Source organism: Oceanospirillum maris DSM 6286 (assembly GCF_000422865.1).
GTDB classification, from domain to species: Bacteria; Pseudomonadota; Gammaproteobacteria; order Pseudomonadales; family Halomonadaceae; genus Oceanospirillum; species Oceanospirillum maris.
In genome coordinates this window covers 23680-47549 of record NZ_AUGW01000019.1, presented here as the reverse complement: position 1 = coordinate 47549, position 23870 = coordinate 23680, and the positions used below count along the sequence as shown (strand labels likewise).

At 45.6% G+C, this 23870-nt stretch carries 19 protein-coding genes; 2 read left to right on the top strand and 17 right to left on the bottom strand.

All coding sequences use genetic code 11. From position 1 onward, the window contains the following. Positions 1-35: 35 nt before the first annotated feature. Both G517_RS0108845 and G517_RS0108840 read right to left on the bottom strand, forming a co-directional pair. The gene (locus G517_RS0108845) at positions 36-2135 is read right to left on the bottom strand and encodes a GGDEF domain-containing protein (RefSeq protein ID WP_028304107.1); all 2100 of its coding nucleotides are present in this window, start codon (positions 2133-2135) and stop codon (positions 36-38) included. Continuing rightward, positions 2135-4066 carry a sensor domain-containing diguanylate cyclase gene (locus tag G517_RS0108840; protein ID WP_028304106.1) on the bottom strand — a complete coding sequence of 644 codons (1932 nt, stop codon included), beginning with the start codon at positions 4064-4066 and terminating at the stop codon, positions 2135-2137. Before G517_RS0108840 ends, G517_RS0108845 begins: the two co-directional genes overlap by 1 nt. A gap of 332 nt (positions 4067-4398) precedes the next feature. Here G517_RS0108840 and G517_RS0108835 point away from each other — a divergent pair, with 332 nt between their 5' ends. Next, positions 4399-5313 (top strand): DMT family transporter, encoded by a 915-nt coding sequence (locus tag G517_RS0108835; RefSeq protein WP_028304105.1) that lies wholly within the window; start codon positions 4399-4401, stop codon positions 5311-5313. Between the two features lie 56 nt (positions 5314-5369). On the opposite strand, the gene cobU is transcribed toward G517_RS0108835, so the two are convergent. Further along, on the bottom strand, positions 5370-5882 hold the full coding sequence (cobU, locus tag G517_RS0108830) for a bifunctional adenosylcobinamide kinase/adenosylcobinamide-phosphate guanylyltransferase (RefSeq protein WP_028304104.1): 513 nt from the start codon (positions 5880-5882) through the stop codon (positions 5370-5372). Positions 5883-6083: 201 nt separating this feature from the next. On the opposite strand from cobU, the gene G517_RS0108825 reads away from it, so the two are divergent. Beyond that, positions 6084-6788: an SIMPL domain-containing protein gene (locus G517_RS0108825; protein WP_028304103.1), complete on the top strand. Its 705-nt coding sequence runs from the start codon at positions 6084-6086 to the stop codon at positions 6786-6788. 93 nt (positions 6789-6881) lie between these two features. Here the strand turns inward: G517_RS0108825 and G517_RS0108820 are convergent, their stop codons facing one another. The 14 genes from G517_RS0108820 to leuD form a co-directional block, all read right to left on the bottom strand. Continuing rightward, the gene (locus G517_RS0108820; protein ID WP_028304102.1) at positions 6882-8075 is read right to left on the bottom strand and encodes an O-succinylhomoserine sulfhydrylase; all 1194 of its coding nucleotides are present in this window, start codon (positions 8073-8075) and stop codon (positions 6882-6884) included. A 17-nt stretch (positions 8076-8092) separates the two neighbouring features. Next, positions 8093-9610 (bottom strand): amidophosphoribosyltransferase, encoded by a 1518-nt coding sequence (gene purF / locus G517_RS0108815; RefSeq protein WP_028304101.1) that lies wholly within the window; start codon positions 9608-9610, stop codon positions 8093-8095. 45 nt (positions 9611-9655) lie between these two features. Beyond that, a complete protein-coding gene (locus G517_RS18475) occupies positions 9656-10129 on the bottom strand; it encodes a CvpA family protein (RefSeq protein WP_051206252.1) in 474 nt (157 codons plus the stop codon). A 55-nt stretch (positions 10130-10184) separates the two neighbouring features. Further along, positions 10185-10682 (bottom strand): SPOR domain-containing protein, encoded by a 498-nt coding sequence (locus tag G517_RS20105; RefSeq protein WP_051206251.1) that lies wholly within the window; start codon positions 10680-10682, stop codon positions 10185-10187. 3 nt (positions 10683-10685) lie between these two features. Continuing rightward, positions 10686-12038 (bottom strand): bifunctional tetrahydrofolate synthase/dihydrofolate synthase, encoded by a 1353-nt coding sequence (folC, locus tag G517_RS18465; protein WP_051206250.1) that lies wholly within the window; start codon positions 12036-12038, stop codon positions 10686-10688. A gap of 14 nt (positions 12039-12052) precedes the next feature. After that, positions 12053-12913 carry an acetyl-CoA carboxylase, carboxyltransferase subunit beta gene (accD, locus tag G517_RS18460; protein ID WP_036590981.1) on the bottom strand — a complete coding sequence of 287 codons (861 nt, stop codon included), beginning with the start codon at positions 12911-12913 and terminating at the stop codon, positions 12053-12055. Positions 12914-13070: 157 nt separating this feature from the next. Further along, the gene (gene trpA / locus G517_RS0108790; RefSeq protein ID WP_028304100.1) at positions 13071-13874 is read right to left on the bottom strand and encodes a tryptophan synthase subunit alpha; all 804 of its coding nucleotides are present in this window, start codon (positions 13872-13874) and stop codon (positions 13071-13073) included. Between the two features lie 8 nt (positions 13875-13882). Next, positions 13883-15103 (bottom strand): tryptophan synthase subunit beta, encoded by a 1221-nt coding sequence (trpB, locus tag G517_RS0108785; RefSeq protein ID WP_028304099.1) that lies wholly within the window; start codon positions 15101-15103, stop codon positions 13883-13885. Further along, a complete protein-coding gene (locus tag G517_RS0108780; RefSeq protein WP_028304098.1) occupies positions 15100-15717 on the bottom strand; it encodes a phosphoribosylanthranilate isomerase in 618 nt (205 codons plus the stop codon). The genes trpB and G517_RS0108780 overlap by 4 nt, the downstream gene beginning before the upstream one ends. Positions 15718-15720: 3 nt before the next feature. Continuing rightward, positions 15721-16569: a tRNA pseudouridine(38-40) synthase TruA gene (gene truA / locus G517_RS0108775; RefSeq protein WP_051206249.1), complete on the bottom strand. Its 849-nt coding sequence runs from the start codon at positions 16567-16569 to the stop codon at positions 15721-15723. A gap of 102 nt (positions 16570-16671) precedes the next feature. Continuing rightward, entirely contained in the window at positions 16672-20259 is a 3588-nt protein-coding gene (locus G517_RS0108770) for a FimV/HubP family polar landmark protein (RefSeq protein ID WP_028304096.1), read from the bottom strand. A 566-nt stretch (positions 20260-20825) separates the two neighbouring features. Further along, positions 20826-21941 (bottom strand): aspartate-semialdehyde dehydrogenase, encoded by a 1116-nt coding sequence (gene asd, locus G517_RS0108765; protein ID WP_036590978.1) that lies wholly within the window; start codon positions 21939-21941, stop codon positions 20826-20828. Positions 21942-22029: 88 nt separating this feature from the next. Then, complete coding sequence (leuB, locus tag G517_RS0108760; RefSeq protein ID WP_028304094.1) at positions 22030-23091, bottom strand: 3-isopropylmalate dehydrogenase; 1062 nt, start codon at positions 23089-23091, stop codon at positions 22030-22032. A gap of 121 nt (positions 23092-23212) precedes the next feature. Continuing rightward, positions 23213-23857, bottom strand: a complete 645-nt coding sequence (gene leuD / locus G517_RS0108755; protein WP_028304093.1) for a 3-isopropylmalate dehydratase small subunit — start codon at positions 23855-23857, stop codon at positions 23213-23215. Positions 23858-23870: the final 13 nt, after the last annotated feature.

Sequence of the window (23870 nt, the reverse complement as noted above, 5' to 3'; positions counted from 1 at the left end):
GGGTCTAAATAATCGTTATGCAAACCAACGATCTCTTAACTTTGCTCTCTGCTCCCATCATCTAAGACCTGAAGACTGTTATAGCTAACCACACAATTGCGCCCTTGCAGCTTAGCCTGATTTAGGGCGCTTTCTGCCGCGTTCATCATATTTCCAATATCCGCATCACTCCAAAGGAAAGTGCTAACACCAAAACTGGCGGTAATATGGAATTGCTGCCCAGTATCCGATAGGTTTTCAACTAAGACTGAACGCTGCGAAATCCTCAGGCGTAGCCATTCAGCTTCTCGAATCGCTTCATATTCATCCATCATAGGAAGAAAAATCGCAAAAGACTCCCCTTCTAAGCGACAGCACCACCGCTCATCCTCCGCCCATTTTTCTAACAGGCGGGCCACATCTTTCATCGCTTGATCGGCAGCGATAGGGCCAAACATGGCGCTAATATGTTTATAACGATCAATATCGAGTAAAATTACACTAACCGATTCATCTAAAGCCTGATGCTCCGATAAAATCCACCCACACTCGGTCATAAAACTTTGCTCGCGCAACAAACCTGTTAGACCATCATTGCGACTTAAATAGCGTAGTTCAGCCCTGACAGATTCTAGCTCTTCTATCTTTTCTTTAAGGGCGTTAGTACAAATTTCAGCTCTGGATTCAAGCTGCATTTGAGTGGTCGAAAGCTTTTGGTTTATCAGTTCAAGGTCAGCATGATGCTTTGCCCGTTGTACCGCCAAAAGGAAAATTTGCCCAACAACAAAGCAAACAAACCCCATTGGTAACCAATCCATACCATAAATAAGTTGCTGATAAAGCAGCACATCGTGGATCGCGGATACAAGAACAAATATCAGAGTAATAATCAAACCGCACATTTTATGGACAGTCTGTTGATACCGGTACAGCAAGAGAAACAAAAAGCCTGTAAGGCCTGCCCCTAAGTTCATTAACATCTGTGCCGACTCTAGTGCGATCAACCAGCCCATAGGTATGAGTAACAACACGGGTATGCAAATCATCAACTGGACATACATAAGCTTAGAAAACCAGCGCGGAAACATCCCGTTATAGGTACTACTAAGCCAAATAACAATACTCGGTACAAACATATTCTGGCTGATCATATTAACACGAACAACACCAGCCCAACTCGGTTCATTAATTAGCCAGCCTAAAACGGTGAACCCTTCAGTAACCGTATAAATTAAAACCGCAAAACTGAAAACGGCTAACCCCCATAAACCCTTTTCATAACGTCGACGCGCCTTTTGTTGAATCATTAGTAGCAGTCCGCCAATACCGGCTATAGCCGCACTTAAGGCTTCTAATAACTCACCTTGTGCATATTGAGCCTGTAATACCGACGCATCACCTAAAATAAGATTGCGCGAGACACTGTCCGCACCCACCCAGTTTGCAACTTGTAAGGTTAAAACCGCCCGTCCTTCAGAAATAGGCAAGGTTGCAATACGGTGCCCGACATAGGGCTTATAAAAACGACTTAGGTCACTCACGACGCCACCGGTAGCAATCACCTGTCCATTCCAAGCTAACTCAAAGGCAGTACTCAGCTCAGGAATCATAATCGCTAACGGTTGTGTTGGAATCTGTCGAAGCTCCAGCACGTAAGTTGCAACACAGCCTTTATGCAGTAGAGCAGTTCGCAGGTTTGATAGTGAAACTTGGCCTTCCTGGGTTTCGATAGTATGACCTATCCCACCAGATTCAGAAGGCTTATGAAGAGTAAAGGGGGAGGAGCACTTTAATAAAGGCGTAGGGAAGGTTTTATTGCCCGGTATTGGCTGCTCGGATAAATCCTCTAAGCTTAACAGTTGATCTTCATAGAAGAGCCACTCACCGGATAATTCAATTGTTGGCTTTAAGTCGATACGCCAATGCGTTAAATCCATCACCCCCTGCTGGGCACTTTTAGGCTCAGAGCGGCTTACCATACGGTTGTTTGTAAAAATGCCTCTACTTATAAAGCTATGGTTTGCAAGAGGGCTATTGGTAACAGAGCTATTTGCCCCAACGGTAGAAGAGTTACCCGCAGTAATAGAATCTGCAAAAGCACTGATAGAGAATAAACCAAGAACAATAGTCCGTACGAGGAACGCTATAATATTCATTATTTGCGTGCCCCTTGCATATTTGATGTCTTTTTAGAGCGCCGCATACGATTGATATGCACGGAATCCGCTGCCTCTGCTAGTAACGCATTCAAATCTCGCATCACGCCATCAGTCGAGGCAACTCCCGTTGAAACGGTAAAGTGGTATTGCTCATGGCTGGTGTTTGAAAGGACTGAGGTTGAAGGAGACATGCTTGAAAGAGCGACACTCGAAGGCAATGTTATTTGCATCCTAGCAGCAGATAAGCGTATATCTCGGGCGATGGCCTCCGCTTCTTTTGGATCACTTCGACCAAGCCAGAGAATAAATTCATCGCCACCATAACGAGCCGGAATACGATCAAAATGATTATCACAGGCGATCTCAAGAATTTTTGCCATCTTTTGCAAAATACTCTCGGCAAACTCACGACCATGGAGGTCAACAATCAACTTATAATGGTCAATATCAACAATAATAAGAGAAAACCCCAAACGGGGCGTACGCTCTAACCGGCGCTCGATCAAATCTAAAAAATGATGCCGATTCATCAAACCTGTTAGCTCATCTTCATTCAGTAAATGCTGACACTTCTCTTTGCACTGCTCCAACTCTGCCGTACGGAATTCTAAATCATGGCTACGCACGTCTATTTGAGTTTTAAGTGCTACCGCTGTGTCCTGTAATGACGTATTTAAATCCAAAATACGAATCTGTTCTTGAGTTCGATAAAACGTTAAAAAGCCAAGTTGGGAAACCAAAAATACAAGGACACAAAAACCAAGTACACCAACCCCTTGGATAACGCCTAAAAAAATCATCAAATCATGAAAAATACCAATCATTAACGCCGAAGCGCCAAAGACCAAAACGCGGATACCGGAGCGATTACGCAAGAATAGCGTGAACATCATCCAGGCTGCCAACGCAATACAGGCACACATATAAGCCAGCAGCCCATACAAAAGACCTGTAAACAGATTGCTAGGCGTTAACATAATATAAAATGTTAATGCTAAAGAGACCCAAGAGCACCAGCGTATGACGCGATACTGAATATCTTGTTTATAAAGCGAGGCAAGCCAATTAAGAAATAGAGGAATGGCGGTAGCAAAGCCGATGTATTCCAAACGGACGCCCAGCTCCCAAGGAAAGCGAGGCATTAATGTAGCAAAACTACCTAAACCTGACGTGCCGATGTAGCCCGCTAGAACCAAAGAAAATAAAGAGATCCAAAGCAGCTCTTTATGCTCTGGCACTAAATAATATTCAAACAACATCAAAAAACCAGCGATAAGCGCCAAGCTAATCACAACGCATTCCACCAGAATATTAAAGCGGTAGTAATGCGTCCAATGTTCTTGAGTTGCAAGCACAGGTGCCCCGTGTACGCCTCCACGGCTATGACCAAAATTACTGACTTGCAAGGTCAAACGAACCTCTGACGGCAAAACCCCAAGCCCTACAATACGATCACCAAAGTACCCTTTACTATGGCTTATATCGTTGCTAGGAAAGCCACCTACAGCAATTTCTCGTTCATTCAAAAAAAGACGAAAGCTATTTTTAATCTCAGGGATTTTCAAACCCAGCTTGATATCGGCAGGTACATGTTTCAAAAGTAAGGTATAAGTCATCACATGACGGCGAGGGCCCGGCGGTTGCCACACATTGGGAAAATAAACAACGGTAGCACTTTGCACGCTATTTTCGACTTCTGACGGTGTTAATAGTTGATCAGGAAAGCCCAACCAAGCATTCTTAAGTTTCAACGGCGGGCTACTTTCGGGATACCAAAAAGCAAGCTCCATCTCTCCTTGCTCACTCTTGATACGAAGCTCTTTCTCTGGAGCAAAGTCAATATTCAATAACAGTAAAATACCCGCCAGCAGCAACAGAAGAATATAGACAAAATTACTGAATAAACCGCGGTCCATACGATATTGCATTCTTGCTCCTAGCCTACAGAAAAACACGCTTGTAGATGACATCAGCGGTTTCGGTTCAACAGCATGTTTAAAATAAACCTTATTGCCTAGACCATCCGTTCCTTTAGATTATCATCCCGCCACCAGTCACCAAAACCCTCTGAAAATAGCTTGCGCTAGGATAGCGGTTTTACATTTCTTTAGTAAGGCTAGCAGAGATAAAACCTTGAAAGAAATGTTGTTATTTCCACGCAAAAGAATTCAACCGAAAAGCCTAACCTCTGATAGAATTATCAGTCTTTTTTCACACCAATTAAAACAAAATCAGTTTCATTAACTGGAAGCGGTGACTTATGCAGACACGTACTTTGCGTTCCGACCTTATGCTACTTATAACCGCTGCTATCTGGGGCTTTGCCTTTGTCGCACAGCGGGTGGGCATGGATCATGTTGGTCCTTTAACTTTTAACGCGGCCCGTTTTTTATTAGGCGCGGTATCTTTACTACCGCTACTTTTTATCTTAAAACCAACACCGATCAAACCTGCGGAAGGTAAATTCAGACTCAACCTGATGCAAGGCGGCTTAATTGCAGGCTCTTTATTGTTTATGGGGGCAACACTGCAACAAGTGGGCTTACAGTATACGACCGCAGGTAAGGCAGGCTTTATCACGGGTCTGTACATCGTATTAGTACCCATGCTGGCGTTAATTTGGGGTCAACGGACAGGTCGTAACACATGGATCGGCGCAATATTGGCCGTTGTCGGTTTATATCTTTTGAGTATTACTGATGACTTTAGCCTATCCTATGGTGATCTGCTGCAGCTGATCGGTGCGCTTTTTTGGGCGGGACATGTCCTTATTATCGGTTGGTTGTCACCTCAAGCTGATGCGCTACGCTTATCCATTGTACAGTTCTTTACCTGCGGATTAATCAGCCTTGGGGCGGCACTCTTTATGGAAAGCCCAACATTCGCCAATCTTGGCAGCGCTTGGCTACCCATTGCCTATGCTGGATTACTATCGGTTGGCGTTGCTTACACGATGCAGGTTTTTGCTCAAAAAACAGCGCCTGCCTCACATGCGGCAATTATCTTAAGCCTTGAAGCTGTTTTTGCCGTCATTGGCGGCTATCTGCTTTTAGATGAACGCTTAGATATGCAAGGGTTAGTCGGCTGCGGTTTAATGTTAACGGGGATGCTGATCTCTCAGATTCCGATAGGAAAAATCAAAAAGCCCAATACTAAAATCGAGGTATTGCATTAAGAAGGCTCTAAAACGTTAGCGTAAGAAATAAGCGCTATTGAATAAAAAACAGACCCTTAACCTTTCAAATACTGAGGAATACCGGCAGTCACAAACACCACTTGGTCTGCTAGCGCCGCAATACGTTGATGCAAACGCCCTGCTTCATCAACAAACCGGCGGGCAAGTTTGTTCGTCGGTACAATGCCATGCCCGACTTCGTTGCTGACTAAGATAAGATGTCCTGCAACACCGTCAGCTAAATAGTCCAAAAAAGCTTGCTGACGTAAAGCCAGTTGCGCATCATCCTCAAGCAAGAGTAAGTTGGTCATCCATAGCGTCAAGCAATCCAGTAGTACACAGCCCGTTTGAGCGTGATGATCAATAACCGGTAGAATTTCAAGGGGCGCTTCTGTGGTAGGCCACTCAGATGGACGGCTTGCTTTATGATGTCGTACACGATCAGCCATCTCATTATCCCAGACTTGGGCTGTGGCTAAATAATGTACGGGCAAGCCGCTTTCGTTGGCCATCTTCTCTGCTAAAGCACTTTTGCCAGAGCGTGCACCACCTAAAATAAAACTAATCACAAAAACCTCGTTGATTGATTGTGCTGAACTTTGTTGCCTTGCATGCTTCCAATAACAAATAATCCCGATGATTCATCATGCAATCAAAGTAGCAAAAATGAGTTAATCTGTAGCCAAAGATAAGTGACTTAAAAGCAAACCCTTAAAATGCTCGATTTGTTCTGATCAAACCAATTTATTGATAAAGAAAGGATACACACTGTGAAAAAAACCATGATCGCTTTTGCTAGCCTTTTCTGGATGGCGCTGGCTGCCAATGTACAGGCCCAAGCACCAGAGCAACCCCATATTATCATTCAAGCAGAGGGCGTTGAATACACTCTGCCAGATCAAGTAACCTTGAGCTTAACCCTTGAAAATGTGAGCCCTCACTTATCCAAAGCCCGTGATAATGTTGAGCGCCGTAGCGAACAACTCTTGCGGGCTATTCGTAGCTTTAACCTAGATGACAAAGATATTGAAGCGGGCCAGGTCCGTATTCAGCCAGAATATCGCTGGGAAAATAATAAACGCGAGCAGATCGGCACGAAAGTAAGCCGAGTGATGCAGTTTAGGATTCGTGATTTAAATGAATACCCTGATGTTCTAGATGCCGTTTTTTCAGCCAAGGTTGACTCTATGGCTCAAGTGGTATTTTCCCATAGCCAAGCTGATGCTCTACAGCAAAAATCATTAGCCAGCGCGGTACTAAATGCCAAAGACAAGGCAGAACGCATGGCCCGCCAGCTAGGTCAAAAAGTAGGCAAAGCCTTCACGATTGAAGAAGTTGGCACCGGTCGCCCAATGCCCGTTGCCCGTAAAGAAGTCATGATGATGGCCGATAGCGCACCGCAACCACAGGCCGATTACCAGCCCGGTGAGATCGCGTTTAAAAGCCAAGTACGAATTGTTTTCTTTCTGCGCTAAAAGCTGAACTAGAACTAAATAGAAAAAAGGGGCTGCGTCTATAACAATGAAGCAGCCCCTTTTCATTTTCTTTTTAAAAACTGAAAACCCTGTTTAGATTTTAGCCAAGCCCCGAGCCAAATCTGCTTTTAGGTCTTCCAGCGTTTCTAGTCCTACTGCGATCCGAATCAAACCATCTGCGACACCCGCAGCATCGCGGTCTTCCTGACTAATACGCCCATGAGTCGTCGTCGCAGGGTGAGTGATAGTTGTTTTCACATCACCTAAGTTAGCCGTAATCGACATCATCTGAGTGTTATCAATCACCGCCCAAGCACCCTCTTTACCGCCACGTACTTTAAACGATAAAACACCACCAAAAGCACTCTGCTGCTGAGAGGCCAATTGATGATCAGGATGAGATTCAAGACCTGCGTAGTTAACCTGTTCAACTTGAGGCTGCTGTTCTAGCCACGTTGCCAGCGTTAGTGCGTTCTCACTATGGGCCTTCATCCGAAGATTCAATGTTTCTAAACCCTTCAAGAACACCCAGGCGTTAAACGGACTAAGACTTGGGCCACAAGAGCGAATAAAGCCAAAAACCTGCTCCATATCGTCGTTATTACCCACAACCACACCACCGACACAACGCCCTTGGCCATCCAGGTATTTCGTTGCCGAATGAGTCACGATATCGGCACCCAATAAGAGAGGACGCTGAAGAGCAGGGGTGCAGAAGCAGTTATCCACTACAAGCTTGGCGCCTTTGCTGTGAGCAATTTCCGCAATTTTGCGAATATCCGCAATCTCACACACAGGGTTAGACGGTGTCTCTAGAAAATACAGTTTCGTATTGTCATTGGCCGCATCCGCCCAGCCTTGGTAATCCTGCAAACCCACATAGCTGATGCTAATACCAAATTTTCTTAGGTATTTTTCAAATAAGGTCGTGGTTGAGCCAAAAATATTGCGTGAAGATACAATATGATCGCCCGCTTCCATTAAGGCCATACAGGTACTAAGAATAGCAGCCATGCCTGAAGCAGTACCTACTGCTCTTTCACCACCTTCAAGGGCCGCGATACGTTGCTCGAACATACGAACCGTTGGGTTGGTAAAGCGCGAGTAAATATTGCCTGGCTCTTCACCTGCAAAACGTTTAGCGGCTTCTTCTGCGGAAGCAAAAACAAAGCTTGAAGTCGGGTAGATCGCCTCACTATGCTCACCTTCATGGGAGCGCGTTTGCCCTGCGCGAACACCAAGTGTCTCTAGTCCCCAGTCCTGTGCGTCTATATCAAAATCTGGCATAACATCCCCTACCTGTATTAATCTTCGGTGCTGTCATTGTGCATATCGATCACAACGTCCACTTTGGGATTTGAATCCTGCTTAGCATCATCATTGCGCTCTGCTTCTATACGATTTAAATAAGCTTGATCGATGTCACCGGTCACGTATTCACCGTTAAATACAGAGCAGTCAAAACCGTCGATCTCAGGATTACCTTCTTTACCGCAGTCAATCAGGTCTTCAAGATCTTGATAGATTAACCAATCCGCACCAATTTTCTCAGCCACTTCTTCGTCTGTGCGGCCGTGGGCGATCAACTCTTCCGCTGAAGGCATATCGATGCCGTACACATTAGGGTAACGAACAGCAGGAGCTGCGGAAGCAAAGTAAACATTCTTAGCGCCGGCATCACGCGCCATTTGAATAATCTGGCGACACGTTGTACCTCGAACGATAGAGTCATCGACCAGCAGAACATTACGGCCTTCAAACTCCAGATCAATGGCATTCAGCTTTTGACGTACCGATTTTTTACGCTCGGTTTGACCAGGCATAATAAAAGTACGACCAATATAGCGATTCTTAATAAAGCCTTCACGGAAGGTTACGCCAAGATCATGAGCAAGCTCTAAAGCAGACGTTCGGCTGGTATCTGGAATAGGAATCACAACATCAATACCGTGGTCTGGCCGTTCACGTTTGATCTTTTCCGCCAGTTTTGTACCCATGCGCATACGGGACTTATGAATATGAATGCCATCCATAATAGAGTCTGGACGCGCAAGATAAACATGTTCAAAGATGCAAGGGAAGGTACTGGCATTATCAGCACACTGTTGGGTGAAAATTTCACCACTTTTGCTGATGAAAATCGCTTCTCCAGGTGCAATATCACGCACAAGATCAAAGCCGAGAACATCAAGAGCAACACTCTCAGAAGACACCATATACTCAGTGCCCTGTTCCGTTTCACGCTTACCATAAACCGCTGGACGAATGCCCATAGGATCACGGAAGGCTACAAGCCCTAGACCACTGATCATAGAGATTGCCGCATAGCCACCGTTACAGCGACGGTGTACCCGACGTACTGCATCAAAAATATCTTCAGGGTTTAACTGTAAACCTTGCTTACCTAGTTCATGGGCAAAAATATTCAGCAACACTTCGGAATCTGATGTGGTGTTGATATGACGTAAATCAGTCGTGAATAACTCTTCAGCAAGATCCTTAGAGTTAGTCAAATTACCGTTATGCGCCAATGCGATACCGTATGGAGAGTTTACGTAGAAAGGCTGTGATTCTGCCTCGCTGGAAGAGCCAGCCGTTGGATAACGCACATGACCAATACCGATATTGCCATGTAAACGTTGCATATGACGCGTACGAAAAACATCACGCACTAAGCCATTGCTTTTACGCAGAAAAAACCGGCCATCCTGGCAAGTCATCATACCTGCAGCGTCCTGTCCTCGGTGCTGTAGGACAGTTAAGGCATCATATATGGCCTGATTTACACTGCTATTGGCAACAATGCCGACGATTCCGCACATCTAGTATCACCTCTTGGGGGGTTAGACCACTTCAAACAAAAATATTCAGCGAATAAAGCTATCGACCAAGCCTGCAGCTTGGTCTCTTAAATCTTCTAACAGGGGTATAAACTGGGATTCAGACCACCAACCGCTTTCATTCACCGGTAGCAAACTGACGATGGCAGTTAAAACAATCAAAATGGCGATGCCACGTACTACACCGAAAATAAAACCTAAAATCCGATCAAAGCCGCTAAGGCCGGTTGCCGAAACTAAAGTCCCTGCCACCTTAGCAAGAAGAGAGCCGATGATAACAACAATGATGGCCGTTAAAGCAAAGCCAACACCAGATCGAATCGTTTCGTTATCAATATAACCGATAAATAATTCGCTCACTTTCGGGCCAAAGGCATAGGCGATAAGAATGGCGGCAATCCATGAGCTTAGGGAGATCAGCTCGCGCACCATACCGCGCATTCCTCCAAAAAATGCAGAAAGCAATAAAATGGCCAAGATAGCCCAATCAACCCAGATCATAATAACTCCTCAGAAAAACCATTTTGACAGATCTTTTACTCATACCGATCAATGGTTAATATTCACGGACATCAGCCATAGGGTCGTAATCCATAAGCAAGGACTTTATCCCAAAAAGGTCTTTTAACTGCACTTTGGTTTGCTCGGCTCTTTTAGGATCAGAGAAAGGTCCTGCGTATACAACAAAGAAAGGTGGCCGCTGACGAACATAAGAACGTATCTCTTTACCACGAATACGATCTCGCAGTTTAAGTGCATTGTTTTCGTCTTTAAAGCTAGCGGCCTGTAACGTCCATGCAGCAAGGTCATGGCGCTCAGTTAGTCCAGACTGCCACTTATCGCGGGTAGGTGCTGGCTTAACAATAGAAGGCATATCTTTAGGCTCAGGCTCACGAACCTTTAATTCTGGTTTTGGTGGAGCAGCAGGAATTGGCGTCGTTGTTTGGGGTAGCTGAGGTCGCGCTCCGCCATCCAGTAAAATGGGCAGAAAAATAACCGCAAGCGAGAGCAAAATAATGGCACCGATAATTCGATGTTTTAAGCCATATTTCACAAGTCAGTTCCTTTCGTACGATGTACAGACAAGTAGACGCTCTTTCTCGGCTAAGACACCCGCTACGGTATAGAAGGAGCCAAATACAAAAACGAGATCTTGATCATCGGTATCCGCTAAGACACCGGTTAAAGCAGAAGATACATTATCGAAGGTACAAATATTAACACATCCAAGGCCTAACAGGTGCGCCTCTATTCGAGAGACATCCGTTGCCCGAGGCCCGTCCAGCTGAGCCAGATACCAAGTATCAAAATAGGGCGCCATAATATCTAAAACAGACTCAATATCTTTATCATCTAACATACCGAGCAAAGCAACGCGGCGACCTTTCACAACAGGCAAACGCTTAGATACGTATTCTGCCGCATGGGGATTATGGGCAACATCCAGCATAAATCGACCTATACGCTGTAGTCGGCCCGTCAAACTTGCCGCTTTTAAACCTTCATACAAGGCAACCGTTGGTATCTTTATACCCATAGCATCAAGATATTGTAAGGCCTGGATCACCGTCGCAGCGTTGTCCGTTGGCAAGCTTAGCTCTGGCAACTGCAAGTACTGCAAGGTGACATCTCCAGCTTGATTTAACTGCTGCCAGTTCCATCCGTCCTTCGTCTGTTGCCAACGATAGGTGACACCCAGCTGGTCAATCGAGGATGTTTTAATCACTTCAGCCGTTTCTCGAACAGAGCTAACAAGAGTCTCAGAGCCTATAATCGCAGGCTTGCCTGGTCGAAAAATACCGGCTTTTTCACGGCCAATCTGAGCAATATCATGTCCTAACCAGCTTTCGTGGTCTAAAGCGATCGTAGTCACAATAGCGATATCAGGGTCGATCAAATTTGCCGCATCCAAACGCCCACCTAAACCGATCTCTAGAATCGCTATATCAGGCTTTTGTTCGGCAAAGATAATAAATGAGGCCAAGGTACCAAATTCAAAATACGTTAAGGAGATATCACCCCTTGCACGCTCTATTTGTCTAAAGGCTGCACAGATTAGCGCATCGGAAACCGGCTTACCGTTAAGAGCAATACGCTCGTTATAGTGCAAAAAGTGTGGCGAGGTGTAACACCCAGTTCGATAACCAGCCCTGCGCAAAACACTTTCAAGCAAAGCAACCGTGGAGCCTTTGCCATTCGTGCCCGCCACTGTTATCACCTTACAAGGTAACGTCGTGACCTGCAGACATTCGGCCACCTGTCGCAAACGATCAAGGCCAAGGTCAATCTCTGAAGGATGTAGAGCTTCTAAATAGCCAAGCCACTCAGAAAGTGATGCCGTTTCAGCAGCAAACCCCTGGGATTCAGGGGTTTGCATACCGGCGATCAAAGTACCGGATTGGGTGTTCATTAATCAGCTAAAGCTCAGTTTACAGGCATGGCCGTGAGTTTACGCAAGATAGATGAGATACGTTCACGCAGCTCATTACGGTGGATAATCATATCGACAGTGCCGTGTTCTAGCAGGAATTCGCTGCGCTGAAAACCTTCAGGCAGTTTCTCACGTACTGTTTGCTCGATAACACGGGGGCCAGCAAAACCACATAGAGCAAATGGCTCCGCAATATTCAAGTCACCCAACATGGCTAAACTTGCAGATACGCCACCATAAACAGGGTCGGTCAGTACCGAAATATAAGGAATACCGGCTTGCTTAAGCTTCTCAAGAGCAGCACTGGTACGAGCCATCTGCATCAGAGAGAACAAAGCTTCCTGCATACGCGCACCACCACTGGCGGAGAAACAGATAAACGGAATACCTTCTGCTAATGCAAGTTCAGCGGCTTTTACAAAGCGCTGTCCTACCACAGAACCCATAGAGCCGCCCATAAAGCTAAACTCAAAGGAGCAGGCAACAACCTCAACACCTTGAACCGACCCACGCATAACGATTAGCGCGTCTTTCTCTTCGGTATCACGTTGTGCCGCAGCAAGGCGATCTTTATATTTCTTCGAATCTTTGAACTTCAGGCGATCAACTGGCTCGATATCAGAAAATAGCTCAGTGCGGCCACTTTCATCTAAGAACATGCCTAGGCGTTTACGGGCGGTAAGACGCATATGGTGATCACACTTGGTGCACACATTGTGGCTTTTCTCTAACTCTGGACGATAGAGGACAGTTTCACATTTAGGGCACTTACGCCACAGACCTTCAGGGATGTTCGTGCGGCGATTACGATCAGAACGTACGATCGACGGTACAATTTTTTCGAGCCAGCTCATAAGTATTTACTTCTGTCATTCCGTATAACAGCATGGCCGCCCTTGGGCGGCCAGCAGCGAGTCTTTTTGTGAAGAGAACCTCTTAAAAGGAAGTTCTTTTAGCGTAGAAGCAATATACCAAATCTGCACCAATCACATAAAGTAAATAAGCGTGTTTTTAAGCATCCATCGCTTCGCGCATCGCTTTTATGTGCTTTTGTAGGGCTGGCGCAATTTTTTCAGGCTCCTGGGCAAACTCTGCAATGCAGTTAACCAACACGCTGCCAACAATAACACCATCGGCAACTTGACCTACAGCCGCTGCAGAAGCACCGTCGCGAATACCAAAACCAACAGCCAGTGGCACATCGGTTAATTTCCGCAAGCCTGAAAGCTTCTCGCCAACCTCAGCAACATCTAACGTTGCAGAACCAGTAACACCTTTTACAGAAACGTAATAGATATAACCCGATGCATAGGCTGCTATTTTAGCCGCTCGTTGCGCTGTTGTGGTAGGGGCAATTAGAAAAATCGTATCAATACCGGATTCTTTAAAGACCGGAACCACGTCATCAGCTTCCTCTGGAGGAAGATCCACCAGTAAAACACCATCAACACCGGCTTTTTTAGCGTTAGCCGCAAAAGTTTTATACCCCATATGTTCAACGGGGTTTAGATACCCCATTAAAATAACGGGGGTCGTGCTATCTTTTTTACGGAAAAACTCAACAATATCCAAGATACCTTGAACACTAGCACCCGATGCCAACGCTCGCTCGCAAGCTTTTTGAATAACGGGTCCATCTGCCATCGGATCAGAAAATGGCATACCCAATTCAATCATATCAGCACCCGCATCAACCAATGCATGCATCAAGGCTTCAGTATATTCAGGCTTTGGATCACCACCGGTGATATAAGGAATCAGCGCTTTTTTACCAGCAGCATTAAGTGCGGCAAATTTTTCTTCTGTACGTGTCATCATCAGCCTCACACCGTAATTCCGTCGATACCTGCAACCGTGTGAATATCTTTATCTCCACGGCCTGACAAGTTGATAATAATATGCTGATCGGGTGTCATCGTTTGAGCCAGTTTACGTCCGTAGGCCAAAGCATGGCTGCTTTCCAGCGCAGGCATAATACCTTCTATGCGCGTTAGCTCACGGAATGCACTCAATACTTCCTCATCATTTGCCGCGACATAGTTCACACGACCAATATCTTTCAGGTAAGCATGCTCAGGGCCAACACCAGGGTAATCCAAGCCTGCCGATACCGAATGCGTCTCGACAATCTGGCCGTCATTATCCTGCATTAAGTACGTACGATTGCCGTGTAAAACACCTGGTTCACCCACACATAAAGGCGCAGCATGGCGACCCGTTTCTATACCGTCACCACCTGCCTCAACACCGTACATGGCCACCGCTTCATCTTGCAAGAAAGGATAAAATAACCCCATTGCATTAGAACCGCCACCAACGCAGGCAACGAGTGCATCCGGCAGACGACCGTTTTGCGTCAGACTTTGCTCGCGAGCCTCGCGGCCAATTACGGAGTTAAAATCACGTACCAGCATAGGATAAGGGTGCGGGCCAGCAACGGTTCCTATGATATAAAAGGTGTTCTCAACATTGGTTACCCAGTCGCGAAGTGCTTCATTCATCGCGTCTTTTAGGGTTTTTGAGCCAGACTCAACGGCCGTTACTTTAGCGCCCAGCAATTTCATTCGGTAAACGTTTAGGGACTGGCGCTTAACATCTTCGGCCCCCATAAAGATTTCACACTCAAGCCCTAAACGAGCAGCAACAGTCGCCGTTGCAACACCATGCTGCCCCGCTCCAGTTTCTGCAATAACCCGAGGCTTACCGGTATATTTAGCCAGTAAAGCTTGCCCAATGGTGTTGTTTATTTTATGAGCACCAGTATGGTTTAAGTCTTCACGCTTTAGGAAAATCTGTGCACCACCCAGTATCCGTGACCATCGTTCTGCGTGGTAAAGGGGTGAAGGACGACCCACATAGTGAGCAAGATCCTTATCAAACTCAGCCTGAAAATCAGGGTCTTGTGACAATTTCTTATAGGTATTTTCTAGCTCTTCTAACGCATGGCTTAGCGTTTCTGAAACAAAGCGACCGCCATAAGGGCCGAAGTGGCCTTTATCATCCGGCAGTTGTAGCAGCTCAGCATAGGTGTTTGCCTTGGTCACGGATTTGCACCTCTAATAAATGCATGAATTTTAACGGGATCTTTGATCCCTTTCTGGGCTTCAACACCACCGGAGACATCAACCCCATAGGGTTGGAGTTGCTGTACGGCGGTGCTGATATTGTCTGGAGTTAAACCTCCAGCAAGAATAATAGGGCGTGGAGGGTGGCTCGGAATAAGTTCCCAGTTAAAGGTTTCTCCCGTTCCACCAGGAACTCCTGCACGATAACTATCAAGCAGTAAAGCCCTAGCGCCCGTGTACTGTAATAGTTGTTCAGATAGCGTTTTAGCGTCTTTAACCCGCAGTGCTTTGATCCATGGTCGATTGAAACTCTCACAAAAATCTGGCGACTCATCACCATGAAATTGAAGCAGATCACACCGAGTTGTACTTAGGATACGATAAATATCCTCTTCTGGTTCATTAACAAAAAGTGCAACAGTGGTCACAAATGGTGGCAGCTGACGGATAATATCAGCCGCACGCTCTGGTGTAATATAGCGAGGACTTGGCTTATAAAAAACGAAACCTAAGGCATCAGCCCCTGCTTTTATCGCCTCAAGAGCATCTTCAATGCGGGTTATCCCACAGATCTTAACACGAGTTCGCTTCATGGCTTATATATTCTCAGAACCTAAAAGAGTCAAAAAATGAGGGCCAAGCTCTAATGATGGCAAATTAAAGTGCTCAGGGTACTCTGCTTCAACAAAATAGAGGCCGTTAGGCGGTGCAGTAACCCCCGCTTTGCATCGATTCTTAAGCGCCAATAACTCTGCAAGCCATTCAACAGGTTTGTCTTCCATACCCACAGGGAGCAACGCCCCAACAATATTACGTATCATGTGATGTAAAAAAGCATTCGCCTGTATTTCAAGGACAACAAAAGCGCCTCTACGGAATACGTTAGCCGACATAATATTACGCCACGGCGTATTGGACTGGCAACCTGCAGCCCGGAAGGATGTGAAATCATTCTCCCCAAGAAGATGCTGAACCGCACAATGCATTTTTTCAGCATTCAGAGGGCGGTTTATCCACGTCATTTGATCCGACATTAAGGCAGGACGAACACGATGGTTGTACATCACATAACGATACCGGCGAGACGTTGCAGAATAACGAGCATGGAATTCACTATCAACAGGTACAGCCCAGCGGACAACAACATCGTCAGGTAGGTAGGTGTTACAGCCGTAAACCCAAGATTTACTCGACCGGGCAGCCGATGAATCAAAATGTACAATTTGAGAAGAGGCATGAACGCCAGTATCCGTTCTGCCAGAACAGAGTACACGAATGGGCTCATTAGCTACCTTACTGAGTGCCTTTTCTAGTGTTTCTTGCACACTTCTAACACCAGATTCCTGTGTCTGCCATCCATGGTAATCTGCACCATTATATTCAACACACATCGCATAACGGCCAGCGCGACCATTATCATTAGGGATTACAGGTAGACGACTCATAGCAGAAGAAAAAAATCCTATCAGCAACAAAACAAGGGGAGATATAAACAGCAACGGGCCTAACCTAAGTCAGACCCGAGCGGTTATCTTTAAACGTGACAGTTAATCACGCTGGAGCGTGGCAATAAGCTCTTTAGCGGTATCTTTTTGATCAGCGTCACCTCGATTAAGTACATCTTTCAAGGCCTCTAAAGCTGATACGGTATTCCCCATATCAACATAGGCTCGGGCCAGATCCAGCTTAATCGCAGGGTCATCATTCTCATCTAAAAGATCATCAAGACTCAACTGATCATCGGAGCCTTCAGATGGGTCATCAAAAGAAATATCAGATAACTCACCTAAGTCAGCCAGATCATCACTATCATCAATATGCGGTGACAAATCAACAATATCATCATTGAGACTATCCCCCAGATCATCCGTTTCAGCAGTCAGGTCTGTTAACTCAAAATCACCCTGATCTAGAGTCTCAGGTTCGCCCAAATCCACTGGGTTTAGATTAATCATAGGCTCGTCATCGCTGATATCGTCACTGAGATCAAGATCTGTCAGTTCAAAATCAATATCATCGAGATCCAGCAAATCATCATCGGACTCACCTTTCTCTGCATAACGATTAAAGTCTCTTTCCAGAGCGTCTAACTCACTATTCAGGTCAAGATCAATACTCGCGTTTGACTCTACCGATTGATCTTCGCCATTTAAATCTAAAATATCATTTAAATCATCTAGCCCAGTTTCCAGCCTAGAGTCATTAGATGTCATTTTTTTGTATAGCTCTTGCTGCAACGCCATTGCAGCCGTTAACGCTTTAGCATCACCAACTGTTTGCAACTGACGCAGCTCATGGTCAAAGGTCGCCTCATCGCCAAGATCAACCAATACTTCCATAAATTTGAGCCTAAGATCATTATCGTTAGGGTTATCACTCAGAGTCCCCTGCAATAGCGCCGCCGCCTGTTCAAAGAGGCCTAGCTCACGGTAAGACTCTGCCTCAGCAATAACACTGGACTCTTCAGGTGCAGCAGAAGGCTCAAGGTCTGCCTGTTGATCAAGATCCGCTTGCTCATCAGCGGATACATCATCACCGAGCTCACCCATGTCGTTCAGACTATCTAAATCCAAAATATCATCTGAACCCAAACTGCTATTTGAATTAAGGTTGTCACCTAAATCTAAATCTTCTAAGTCTAGCGTGTCAGGTAAATCTACAGCAGGTAGATCTACAGCAGGTATTTCATCGGCTAACGCAGCAAGAATATCGTCATCACCTGCATCAAGGTTGCTGGTCGCAATATCATTGCCAATAGCATTGACGACAGTATCAGATGAATCATCCTCACCAGCTAAAACGCTATTATCTAAATCATCAGCATCAAAGCTTCCAAGATCATCGCCTTCTAGCTCAATAATCTCGTCATCTAAATCCGACAATTCCAAGCTATCATCAGCGCTGTCGCTATTACCCACTGAACTTCTAGAAGATTCTAAAGCAGGTTCTGAAGATTCTGAAATAGGCGGTTCAATATCAACTTCAGCATTTCTAGATCTTTCTAAAGCCGTATCCGAAGCCGTATCCGAAATAAGAGGTTCAACATCCACTTCAGCATTTCGAGAGGACTCTAAAGCCGTCTCTGGATCTAAAGTCAGCGGCTCAACATCTTCTGCTGCAATCCCTTGCGCTTCAATATTTTCTAATTCTAAATCAATGAGATTATCCTGAACCGACTCACCTGTATCAGCATCCTTTGTTGATACGGCGTCATTCGTCAGCTCAGCTTGAACGAAAGGGGCTTCAGTCTCCCCGTCTTCATCCAAATCACCGAGATCGAAGTCCTCAGGAAAATCTAAGTCATCCAAGCTCAGCTCATCATCTAAATCCGTATCATCCCCAAGATCAAAGCCACCCAGGTCATCAACATCACCCGTAGAAGCGGAAGCAACAGCATCCGGCTCGCCCAGATCATCAAGACTTAGATCATCAAGACCTAAATCATCTAATCCTAAATCCAGATCATTCGACCCAGATAGAGAACTTTCATCTAGATCACTGTCTAGACTACTATCCAAGTCATCATTCAAATCTAAGTTGTCATCTAAATCATCATCTAGATCTAAGCTATCATCCAGATCTAAACCGTCATCAGCCATTGAATCCAAGGCCGTTAAGCCGGCAGCACCAGTGATAGCACCTGCGGCTAAATCACTGTTATCAGAACTATCTTCAGTTCGCTTACTACTCTCTTTTATCGCTTTACTGCGTCGACGTAGCATCATCACCAGCAAAATCAAACCAAAGATACCGGCTACAGCTCCACCAATTACAACGGCATGTTTCTGTAGGTTGTCGACTAGAAAAGAGGAAGGATCAAGCTCTTGTGATTCCTGCTTATCCAGAGAGAACGATTTCACCGGCTCAGGTTCAACTTCTGGCTCAGAGTCCATCGTAGAAGCATCCTCTGTTTGCTTCTGAGAAGCTGCAGCTAGATCCAACCCAATGGCACCCGCACCTACCTTCCCTGTTACCGCCGCTGAAGCAGTACTCGCTAGCGGAGGCTCATTAAGCTGAGCTTCGTCATTAGCATCAGACGGGCTTCTTGTATCCGCATCTTCTACCGAAACATTTTTACCCGATAACAGCTGGTTTTGCTTCGCCAGCATCGTTTCCATCGCCGCTAGCTGCTCATCTTTCAGCTTAACCAGTTTCTGCAGCGTGCTAACTTGCTTTTGCAGCTCATTTAAACGACTTGTCAGCTCCTGTTTCTCTCGGGCCGATTGATCAAGTTTTTCTCGGCTTAAAGCCAACTCTTTACTTGCTGTCGCAGCACTATCAGATGTTGTCGCCGAATCTTCCGCTACGAGCTTCAGGGGCGCGGTATTAGCAGAATTGGTCGTTTTAGGCGTTGCGCCTTTTGGTGTTGCTTTTGGCGCCGCTGTAACAGACCGTGCTTTAAAGCTAACCCAGGATTTATTCTGACGAGCAACTTCTCGAATAGCATCCGTTTTAGAGCGCTGAGTCATCGCACTCATACTTGGAATCAGAATAGTACTGCCTGCTTCCATGTTATTGATATTGCCTGTTGGGAAAGCATCAGGGTTAGCGTCCTGAATAGCCAACATAGCTTGTTTGATCGTTACTTTAGAACTAGGACGATTTTTACGCGCCAAGCTCCACAGGGTGTCTGTTGGGCCAACCTTAATACGGTGGGCACCTTCTTTTACCGCTTTGCTGGTTTTTATCGCCTTATTAGCCGTAGCGGCTGTCTTAGAGACTTGCTGTGCCGATGAGCTATTGTATGTTGGAGGGTCAAGAAGGAAGGTATATTCCCGCATCAACTGACCTTTCGGCCACTCAACTTCCAATAGAAAATTTAAGAACGGTTCTTTAACAGGCGTAGTGCTAGAAAGCTCAATATAAGGGCCGTTTTCACCGGAGCGAACTGAAAAATTCAAACCCCGTAAAAAGAACTCACGATTCAGCCCTGCTTTAGCAAAAGCACGCTCATCCGCAAGTTGTACACGGATATCTTCAGCTGAAACCCCTTGGGTTTGAGCCAGTTGAATTTTGGCCTTAAAAGGCTGATTCAGTGATGAAAGTAACTCGGCTTCTCCGAGTCCTAAAGCAAACGCCAGTGGACTTGTTAACATGCCCACCGTCGCAAGAGTACTCGCCAGCTTGCGCACCATATTCCTGATTCCTTAACACTTTGCACTGTCCTGAACGGCAGTACATCCGACCGAGATCAATTAAATAGACATTCCATCTCAGCTGATACTTAGATATGTGTAACTTTTATCAACAATTAAGTAAATTGTACACATCACCAAAGAACCATTCAGGTTTTTTATTGGTTTAGGTTGTTATTTTTTCTAAGCTTTTTTCAATTAAAACATCATCAAACCGATAAAAGCATCGACTAGCTTCCAATCTCTGCAAAAAACAAGCCAATCTGAGCCAAACATCTATCCATCTATGTAAAACCTAACCTTACTCTATGTGACAGATTTACAAACCTATTAGGTTATCGGCTATAAAAGCAAAATATTCAATAATATTAAACAGTAAGGTGATTCATTCTAAGGCTTTGCATTGATCATAGAGCATACCGTTAGGCTTCGCACCGCGTAAAAAGACAAGATAGACAGGAAATATAGGATAAGGCTTGCCGCACAAACGGAAGAAGCCTGCCGAAGCAGGCTTCTTTGTCGCCATAAAGGATACTTAATCCGCTAAATAACGGCTATACGCAGGCTTAGTCATCAAGAAGAATCGTGAGCATACGGCGCAGCGGCTCAGCAGCTCCCCACAAAAGTTGATCACCAACACTAAAGGCGTTCAGGTATTCACTGCCAATATTCATTTTACGCAGACGACCCACAGGTACACTTAGCGTACCGGTTACTTTTGCTGGAGTAAGCTCTTGGGCGGTAATATCACGATCATTCGGAATCACTTTTACCCAGTCGTTCGCTTGCGCGATCATCGCTTCCACTTCATCCATCGGTACATCTTTTTTCAACTTGATGGTAAAAGCTTGGCTATGACAACGCATCGCACCGATACGCACACAGGTGCCATCAATAGGAATAGGGTTAGCACTTAGACCTAGAATTTTATTGGTCTCCGCGACCGCTTTCCACTCTTCACGGCTTTGGCCGTTATCAAGCTTGGTATCAATCCAAGGAATCAAAGAACCTGCAAGAGGTACACCAAAGTTCTCCTGCGGCATATTTCCACTGCGGATCGTTTCAGCCACTTTGCGGTCGATATCCAGAATCGCAGCAGAAGAAGCGATGTCTCCAGCCACAGAATCATGAATAACGCCCATTTGAGAAATCAGCTCTTTCATATGGCGAGCACCGCCACCAGATGCGGCTTGATAGGTCATGGAGGTCATCCATTCAACCAGATCATTCTGGAACAGACCGCCTAAACCCATCAGCATCAAAGAAACGGTACAGTTACCGCCGACAAAGGTTTTAACGCCTTTGGCTAGACCGTCTTTAATAACATGCATGTTTACAGGGTCTAGCACGATGATCGCATCATCAGCCATACGCAGTGAAGACGCAGCATCGACCCAGTAACCGTTCCAACCACTGGCACGCAGTTTAGGGTAAACATCGTTTGTATAATCACCACCTTGACAGGTAATGATAATATCCATGGCCTTAAGCTCTTCGATATCGGTAGCATCTTTCAGTGCAGGGGCTTCTTTACCGAAGTTCGGAGCCGCTTGACCCGCCTGAGAGGTTGTGAAGAAAATAGGTTCGATGTGGTTAAAGTCACCCTCATCTTGCATGCGCTGCATCAGCACAGAACCTACCATTCCGCGCCAGCCAACAAGACCTACACGTTTTTGAGCCATATTGTCACCTATTGGTCTATGGAGTATTTACCGGCCCGCGTAAACAGGCCGCTAATAAAAGATTAAAGCAAAGGACTAAAACAAGGGATTAAAGCGCAGCAACAACCGCTTCGCCCATCTCTTCTGTGCTAACCAGTGTGCAGCCTTCCGACATAATGTCAGCCGTACGCAACCCTTGATCCAGCACTTTCTCTACCGCTTGTTCGATACGGTCTGCCGCTGCAAGTTCATTCAACGAATAGCGCAGCATCATAGCAACAGATAGAATGGTTGCCAGAGGGTTAGCTTTGCCTTGACCTGCAATATCCGGTGCAGAACCATGACATGGCTCGTACATACCTTTACCATTTTCATCTAAAGATGCCGATGGCAGCATGCCGATAGAGCCTGTTAGCATCGCTGCAGCATCAGATAAAATATCACCAAACATATTACCCGTTACCATCACATCAAACTGCTTAGGCGCACGAACCAACTGCATGGCAGCGTTATCCACCAACATATGCGTTAGTTCAACATCAGGGTAATCTTTAGCCAGCTCTTCCATCACTTCTTTCCAAAGTACCGTCACTTCCAGTACGTTGGACTTGTCGATGGAGCATAGGCGCTTACCGCGCTTCTGAGCCGCTTCAAACGCCTGACGACCAATCCGACGGATTTCAGACTCAGAATAAACGTAGGTGTTGTAGCCTTCACGTTCACCGTTTTCCAGTGTACGGATACCACGAGGCTGACCAAAATAGATGCCGCCGGTCAGTTCACGTACGATCAGAATATCTAACCCCGAAACCACTTCAGGCTTCAGCGTTGAGGCTTCCGCCAGTTGCGGATAAAGAATTGCAGGGCGTAGATTCGCAAACAGTTCCAACTGAGAACGAATACCTAGCAAACCTTTCTCTGGGCGCTGCTCCATTGGATTAGCATCCCATTTAGGGCCGCCAACAGCACCGAGTAAAATAGCATCGGCTGCACGGGCTTTAACCAGCGTCTCTTCCGGTAGTGGATTGCCGGTTATATCAACAGCCGCGCCACCGATAAGAGCAGAATCAATCTCAATATCTAGATTTAAAGTACCGAGTACTTTTACCGCTTCCGTTACGATCTCTGGGCCAATACCATCACCGGGCAATACCAATACATTCTTTGTCATTTTTTATACTCCAAGACAGGCCTAAGCCTGTCTTTTATTGTCTCAAGTGGATAGATTATTGTATCAAATGGATAGATAAAGCGGCTTACATCCCACAAAATAGGGTTTGCAGCGGCATGAACTATGCCTCTCGAAATAACCAAGGAGACGCGGCTTTATGCTTAGCTTCAAACGCATAAATTGCATCACTATCTTCCAGCGTTAAACCGATATCATCTAAGCCATTTAGCAGGCAGTGACGACGGAAATCATCCACATCAAAGGCGATACTGCGACCTTTTGATGTGCGAATCTCTTTAGCCTCTAAATCGATAATTAAACGGTAACCTTCTTCTGAAGCAGCTTCTTTGAATAAGCCATCAACAATCGACTCATCCAAAACAATCGGCAAAATGCCATTTTTAAAACAGTTGTTATAGAAGATATCAGCAAAGCTTGGCGCAATAACACAGCGAAAACCATAATCTAACAATGCCCAAGGCGCATGTTCACGGGATGAACCACAACCAAAATTTTGACGGGCAAGTAGTATAGATGCGCCCTCATAACGAGGCTGGTTTAAAACAAAATCAGGGTTCTTCGGACGCTGACTGCTATCCTGATCAGGCTTGCCTTCATCCAAATAACGCAGCTCATCAAACAGGTTCGGGCCGAAGCCTGAACGCTTGATTGACTTCAAAAACTGCTTAGGGATGATCATATCAGTATCAATATTGGCGCGGTCCATTGGAGCCACTAAGCCATCTAATTGCGTAAATTTATCCATGGGTGCCTCCAGT